The sequence below is a fragment of the Deferrisoma sp. genome, assembly GCF_054681715.1.
The window spans coordinates 1-4,022 of record NZ_BAAHFQ010000218.1; the positions used below are offsets into that span (position 1 = coordinate 1).

Below are 4,022 nucleotides of genomic sequence, written 5' to 3' on the forward strand. Positions count from 1 at the left end.
ACCCGGTTCCGCCGCGGGGGATCCCGTGCGGGGCAGACCTGGAACGAAGGTCCGTTCGGGGAGAGGACACGACTGGGATGCTGTGACGCAGCACCCGCGGAGTGCGGCCAAAGCCCTTCGGTAACCCCTCGCCGAACCCCAACCACTGGGAACTGCCGGGCCGAAACGCCGGCCCGAGCCAACGGAAATCAAGCCGGGGACCCAAGCGCCCGGGGACCCGCACGGCGAAACGCCGGTGCGAACTCCTGGTCCCCGGTCCCCAAACCGGCGCAAGGATACCGGCGCCGTTTTCGGGGTGTCAAGCGGTTTTTGCCTCAAAGATATTGAGAAAACCGGCACATTCTGCGCGGCGGGTCCCGGCGAAACCGTGCTGCAGAATCACCAAGGTTCGTTGTGGGCAAACGAATTCCCGTCTACTTGCCGGTATATCGGTCCCAGTCGGCCAGGAACTGCTGGATGCCGAGATCCGTGAGCGGGTGGCCCAGCATCTGGGTCAGCACCTTGTAGGGGATCGTCGCGATGTCGGCCCCGATGAGCGCCGCCTCCACCACGTGCATGGGGTGGCGCACGCTCGCCACGATCACCTCGGTGTCGATCTCGTAGTTTCGGAATATCGTCACGATCTGCTCGATCAGGGCCATGCCCTCGTGGCCCCGGTCGTCGAGCCGGCCGACGAAGGGGCTCACGAAGGTGGCCCCCGCTTTGGCGGCGAGGAGCGCCTGGGGGGCGCTGAACACCAGGGTCACGTTGGTGCGGATGCCCTCGGCCGCAAGCCGGTGCACGGCCTGGAGACCGTCGGCCGTGATCGGGATCTTGACCACGATGTTGTCGTGGATGGCCGCAAGCTCCCGGGCCTCGGCCACCATCTTCTCGGCCTCGAGGGCCACCACCTCGGCGCTCACCGGGCCGTCCACGATCCGGCAGATCTCGGCCAGCACCTCCCGGTAGGGCTGGCCCTCCTTGGCGATCAGGGTCGGGTTCGTGGTGACCCCGTCCACCACCCCCAGGGCCGCGCCTTTCTTGATGTCGTCGATGTTCGCGGTGTCCAAGAAGAGCTTCATCGTTGCCTCCGTTGCGTGTGGGATCAGAACCGGTGCCCGACCCCCAGGTAGATGCTGGTCTCGTCGAACAGGTGCACCTCTCCCGTGAAGTACACGTTGGGATTCACGAAGTAGTCGGCGCCGCCGAACACCCCCAGGAAGCTGTCCTGGCGGTAGTCGTCGAGCTTGCCGTCGGCGTCGTACCGGCTCGCGGTGAACCGGATGCCGGCAAACGGGTACATGTACCCCACCTTGCCCGCCGCCCCGATCTCCCGCACCACGTACCCGGCCAGGTGGTAGGCCTGGTGGCGGACCTTCCGCGAGCCGTCCTTGGACTGGTCGAATTCGGCCTGGAGATCGGCCACCACCCGCACGTCGCCCGAGCGCAAAAGCCCGATCTTGGCCCCCACGCCGCCGAGGCCGCCGAGCGTCCCCTCGAAATCGGCCCGATCGAACTGGGCGTCGGAAAACCCGAGGAACGCATAGAGGTCCAGCCCGTCCACCACCCCGGCCTGCACCCGGCCGAGCATCCGCCGGGTCGAGACCTCGTCCGGGACCCCGTCCTCCACGTCCTGCTCGCCATAGGCCACAAACCCGCTCACCGCAAACCGCCCCGCCCCCAGGGGCGAGGCGAGCCCCGCCAGGTTCGCGGCCGCCGCCGGCCAGGCCGCGGCCAGCGCCCCGGCCACCAGTAGCCCGATTCCCTTTCGCATGGTTCGTTCGTCCTCCGTGTGATGTCCGCTGGGACGCGAGGAGGCTTGGACGCTGGGAGGCCCAAACCCCTTGTGATTTCAGCCCCTCGCCGGTCCCCACTCGTACGCCGGCTTCCGATTCCGGGGGCAGGAATCCGCGGACAGAGGTCAGAACCGGTCCACCGGTTTCGGTCCCCTGCCCCCGGCTCGTGCCGCGCCGCGATACCTACCACAACCCCACCCCCGCTCCAAGCCCCCGGGCGTCCGTCCGCCACCTGTCCCATCTCCCCACGGTGTTCCTCCGCCCCGTCGTTGCGAAAATCCGAAGGGATCGGATACCATTCCGCGGGGCAAAGGGTCAGGGAGGGCTCCCATGGGTAACACGCTCTTGCAGGCAGGAACACGGCCACTCGGCACGGGTCCGTCCCGTGCGGGTGGCCGTTTTTCTTTGGCGGTTTCGGATCCGCCCGAATCCACAACCCGGTACGGAAGACAACGCCGAACGCCGGGGCCTGACCAGGAGGGGGCAGGGTGACCGAACTTCTGGAACGGGGACTTTTGGTCGTGAGCGAGATGGGGCAAGCGGCCATCGCGCTTTTTCCGGAGGGCGTGCGCGCCTATCTCGACGGGATGAACGCCCTGACGAAAGGGTTTCTCGTCTCCCAGGTTCTCTTCTTCCTCTGGGCCACCACCTGGTACCTCGGCCGAATGTTCGTTCGCCGAGTCCACCTGCCGCTGGCCCGCTGGCACATCGAATATCTGGCGAAAAAGCCCGAGGACGAAATCGAGGAGGCCCGCGAGGAAGCCGCCGGTCGCATGTTCCGCGTTTGGGGCCTCGGCCGGTGGGCCAAAGATCCCTTCCAGGAGTTCGTTCGCGCCTGGAAAGACGCTCGCCCCGCCGGCGCGGATCGGGCGGTCATCCCGGTACGCCTACGGGACTTCCTCACGCCGGAGATCGTCATCGACAGGGCCGCGAACCAGAGAACGTGTGACGCCCTCCCTGGAATCTTCCTGGCGATCGGCATTTTCGGAACGTTTCTCGGCCTGGTGACCGGTCTCATGGATCTGAATCACGGCCAGGCAGCTGCCGAGATGGGAGAGAGCGTCCGCCGTCTCGAACAGGGTGTTTGGCGCTTGCTGGACGGGCTCTCCCTCGCCTTCCTGACATCGCTGGTCGGTATCCTGAGCTCCGTTTTGTTCACCGCCTTCCACAAACACGGCGTCCGTGCGCTTCGCCTGGCGGTAGAGGCGTTGGACCGGTCGGTTGCCCGCCTGTTCCCCTACGAATCGGAGGAACTCTCCGCCCGGCGGCTCCTCGAAGACCAGGCAGAGATCCGTCGGCAGCTCCAAACCCTCGCGACCGACATCGGGACCCATGTGGCCCAAACCATCGCGCCCGCCATGGAAAACGCCGTGGGCCAACACCTGGTCCCGGTGCTCAAGAGTACCCAGGAACTGCTCCGGGAGAGCCTACAGGAACTCCTCCACCGCTTCACCGATCACGCAACCCAAACGCAGGACGAGGCGTTTCGCCGCATGGCCGAATGCGTCGGGGCCCTCCAGCAATCCTTCGAGCAGCAGATCCATGGGGTTGCCCAGATCATTCAGGCGGCCTCCCAGGCGCAAGACGAAACGTTTCGCCGCATGGCGGAACACGCCACGCTGCTCCAGGGCTCGTTTGAGCAGCAGATCCAGAGCGTCGCCCAAATCATTCGGGAGACATCTCAGGCCCAGGGTCGGGTTCAGGCGGATCTCGTGGAGTTCGGGGAACAGCTACGGCAACAGGTGACCCTGCAAATGGAACTCATCGACAGAACCTCCGAGGCCAGCCGGCTTCTCAACGAGAGCCTTCAGGGGCTCCGGAACGTGACGGCCGAACTCGCCGCCTCGGCGTCTCAGATTTCGTCTTCGGCCGAACATCTCGCCGATTCGGCCCGCCTCGCCAGGGAGGGACAGCAAGAACTCCGCGTCACGATCGAACAGCAGGTCGAGGCCCTTCGGGCGACCCGGTCCGACGTGGAGCGGGCGTGGCAAACCATCACGGAGCAGACCCAATCCATCGTCGAACACCTCTCCGGGCTCATCGACCGGCTTTCCGACGCGCTGGGCCAGAGCCTCCAAGGCGCGCTGGGCTCCTTCGACGAGGCGCTGGCCGAGGCGATCCGGCGCTTCAGCGGAACGCTCCACGAGTGGCAGGAGGTCATGGAGGAACTCCCCGGCACCCTCTCGGCCCTGAGCCGCAACGTGGACGACATGGCCAGGGAAACCCAAGCCCTTGCATCGGCCGTGG

General features: G+C 66.3%; 3 protein-coding genes. 1 reads left to right on the forward strand and 2 read right to left on the reverse strand.

What is annotated here, in order from left to right:
• Positions 1 to 413: 413 nt before the first annotated feature.
• Together fsa and ACY0I8_RS16770 are read right to left on the reverse strand one after the other, a co-directional pair.
• Positions 414 to 1,061, reverse strand: coding sequence for a fructose-6-phosphate aldolase (gene fsa, locus ACY0I8_RS16765; protein WP_461395661.1), 648 nt, complete (start codon positions 1,059 to 1,061; stop codon positions 414 to 416).
• 23 nt (positions 1,062 to 1,084) lie between these two features.
• Positions 1,085 to 1,753, reverse strand: a complete 669-nt coding sequence (locus ACY0I8_RS16770; RefSeq protein WP_461395662.1) for a hypothetical protein — start codon at positions 1,751 to 1,753, stop codon at positions 1,085 to 1,087.
• A 510-nt stretch (positions 1,754 to 2,263) separates the two neighbouring features.
• Here ACY0I8_RS16770 and ACY0I8_RS16775 point away from each other — a divergent pair.
• Positions 2,264 to 4,022, forward strand: a 1,759-nt coding sequence (locus ACY0I8_RS16775; RefSeq protein WP_461395663.1) for a hypothetical protein, incomplete at its 3' end; no start/stop codon positions are given.